Genomic DNA, 3,262 nt, shown 5'->3' on the forward strand with positions numbered 1-3,262 from the left:
GCATGTTTCAGAAAATCCTTGTGGCGAACCGTGGCGAGATTGCCATTCGGGTCATGCGGGCGGCGAACGAGCTGGGCAAGCGCACGGTCGCGGTCTTTGCCGAGGAGGACAAGCTGGGCCTGCACCGGTTCAAGGCCGACGAAGCCTACCGGATCGGCGAGGGGCTGGGGCCGGTCGCGGCCTATCTGTCGATCCCCGAGATCATCCGCGTCGCCAAGGAATGCGGCGCCGACGCGATCCATCCGGGTTACGGTCTGCTGTCCGAGAACCCCGATTTCGTAGATGCCTGCGCCGAGGCCGGGATCACCTTCATCGGACCCAGGGCGCAGACGATGCGGGCGCTTGGCGACAAGGCCAGCGCGCGGCGCGTGGCCATCAAGGCGGGCGTGCCGGTCATTCCCGCGACCGAAGTCCTGGGCGAGGATTTCGACGCCATCAAGAAGGATGCGGCCGAGATCGGTTACCCCCTGATGCTGAAGGCCAGCTGGGGCGGCGGCGGTCGCGGCATGCGCCCGATCAACAACGAGGCCGAGCTGGTCGAGAAGGTCCGCGAGGGGCGGCGCGAGGCCGAGGCGGCATTCGGCAATGGCGAGGGCTATCTGGAAAAGATGATCCTGCGCGCACGCCACGTCGAGGTGCAGTTGCTGGGCGACACGCATGGCGGCCTTTATCACCTCTATGAACGCGACTGCACGGTGCAGCGCCGCAACCAGAAGGTCGTCGAGCGCGCGCCCGCGCCCTATCTGACCGACGCGCAGCGCGAGGAAGTCTGCGCGCTGGCGCTGAAGATCGGCCAGGCGGTCGGCTATGAATGCGCGGGCACGGTCGAGTTCCTGATGGATATGGACAGCCAGCAGTTCTACTTCATCGAGGTGAACCCGCGCGTGCAGGTCGAACATACCGTGACCGAGGAAGTCACCGGCATCGACATCGTGCAGGCCCAGATCAAGATCATGGAAGGCGCTACCCTGGCAGACGCGACGGGGGCGGCGTCGCAGGATGACATCACCCTGTCGGGCCATGCGCTGCAATGCCGGGTCACGACCGAGGATCCGCAGAACAACTTCATCCCCGATTACGGCCGCATCACCGCCTATCGGTCCGCGACCGGCATGGGCATCCGTCTGGATGGCGGCACCGCCTATGCGGGCGGCGTCATCACGCGCTATTACGATTCGCTGCTGGTCAAGGTCACGGCATGGGCGCAGACGCCGGATCAGGCGATCAAGCGGATGGACCGGGCGCTGCGCGAGTTTCGCGTGCGCGGGGTGTCCACGAATATCGATTTCGTCATCAACCTGCTGAAACACCCCACCTTTCTGGACGACACCTACACGACCAAGTTCATCGACACGACCGATGACCTGTTCACCTTCAAGAAGCGCCGCGACCGGGCCACGAAGATCCTGACCTATCTGGCCGATATCAGCGTGAACGGGCATCCCGAAACCGCGGGCCGGGCGCTGCCTCCGGCGCAGCCGCGTCCGCCGCTGCCACCCGTGGCCAGGGCCGAGCCTGCCCCGGGCACGCGTCAGATGCTGGAGGAAAAGGGCGCTCAGGCGGTGGCCGACTGGATGGCCGCGCAAAAGCAGCTGCTGATCACCGACACGACGATGCGCGACGGGCACCAGTCGCTGCTGGCCACGCGGATGCGGTCGATCGACATGATCCGCGTCGCGCCCAGCTATGCCGCCAATCTGCCGCAGCTGTTCAGCGTCGAATGCTGGGGCGGCGCGACCTTCGACGTGGCCTACCGGTTCCTGCAGGAATGCCCCTGGCAGCGGCTGCGTGACATCCGCGCCAAGATGCCGAACCTGATGACGCAGATGCTGCTGCGCGCGTCGAACGGGGTCGGCTATACGAACTATCCCGACAACGTGGTGCAGTTCTTCGTGGGACAGGCGGCCAGATCCGGCGTTGACGTGTTCCGCGTCTTCGACAGCCTGAACTGGGTCGAGAACATGCGCGTCGCCATGGATGCGGTGATCGAAGCGGGCAAGATCTGCGAGGGCACGGTCTGCTATACCGGCAACATGCTGGATCCCGACCGGTCCAAATACGACCTGAAATACTATGTCGGGATGGCGCAGGACCTGAAGGAAGCCGGCGCGCATGTGCTGGGTCTGAAGGACATGGCGGGGCTGCTGAAACCCGCCGCCGCGACGATGCTGATCAAGGCGCTGAAGGAAGAGGTCGGCCTGCCGGTCCATTTCCACACCCACGACACCAGCGGCATGGGCGGCGCGACCATCCTTGCCGCAGCCGCGGCGGGCGTCGATGCGGTCGATTGCGCGATGGACGCGCTGTCGGGAAATACCAGCCAGCCGACGATGGGGTCGGTCGTCGAGGCGCTGGCCCAGACCGACCGCGACACCGGGCTGGACATCGGCGCGATCCGCGCGATCAGCAATTACTGGGAACGCGTGCGCGAGAACTATGCGGCCTTCGAATCGGGCCTGCAGTCGCCCGCATCCGAAGTCTATCTGCACGAGATGCCGGGCGGGCAGTTCACCAACCTGAAATCGCAGGCGCGGTCGATGGGGCTGGAGGATCGCTGGCACGAGGTGGCGCAGGCCTATGCCGACGTGAACCGGATGTTCGGCGACATCGTCAAGGTCACGCCGTCCTCGAAGGTGGTGGGCGACATGGCTTTGATGATGGTGTCCCAGAACCTGACGCCCGAAGACGTGATGAACCCGGACAAGGACATGTCCTTCCCGGATTCGGTCGTAGACATGATGCACGGCAATCTGGGGCAGCCCCCCGGCGGCTGGCCCAAGGCGATCCAGAAGAAGGTGCTGAAGGGCGAGGCCCCGATCACCGACCGCCCGGGCGCGCATCTGGCGCCGGTCGATATCGAGGAGACGCGTGCCGAACTGCGCAAGCAGCTGGAGGGCAAGGCGGTCGATGACGAGGATCTGAACGGGTACCTGATGTATCCCAAGGTGTTCCTGGACTACATGGGCCGTCACCGGACCTATGGCCCGGTCCGCACCCTGCCGACCCGGAACTTCTTCTACGGAATGGAGCCGGGGCAGGAGATTACTGCCGAGATCGACCCCGGCAAGATCCTGGAAATCCGCCTGCAGGCGGTCGGCGAGACCGACGAGAAGGGCGAGGTGAAGGTCTTCTTCGAACTGAACGGCCAGCCGCGTTCGATCCGGGTGCCGAACCGCAAGGTGGCGGGCAGCGCGGCGGCGCGGCCCAAGGCCGATCCGGCAAACGCAAGCCATGTCGGTGCGCCGATGCCGGGCGTCGTGGC

At 65.5% G+C, this 3,262-nt stretch carries 1 protein-coding gene; it reads left to right on the forward strand.

Translation table 11 applies throughout. The annotated features are described in order from the left end of the window. Positions 1–2 precede the first annotated feature (2 nt). The coding region (locus J7359_RS19765; protein ID WP_209059953.1) for a pyruvate carboxylase at positions 3–3,262 on the forward strand (3,260 nt) is incomplete at its 3' end.

It is taken from the genome of Paracoccus sp. R12_2 (assembly GCF_017744015.1).
Classification (GTDB): domain Bacteria; phylum Pseudomonadota; class Alphaproteobacteria; order Rhodobacterales; family Rhodobacteraceae; genus Paracoccus.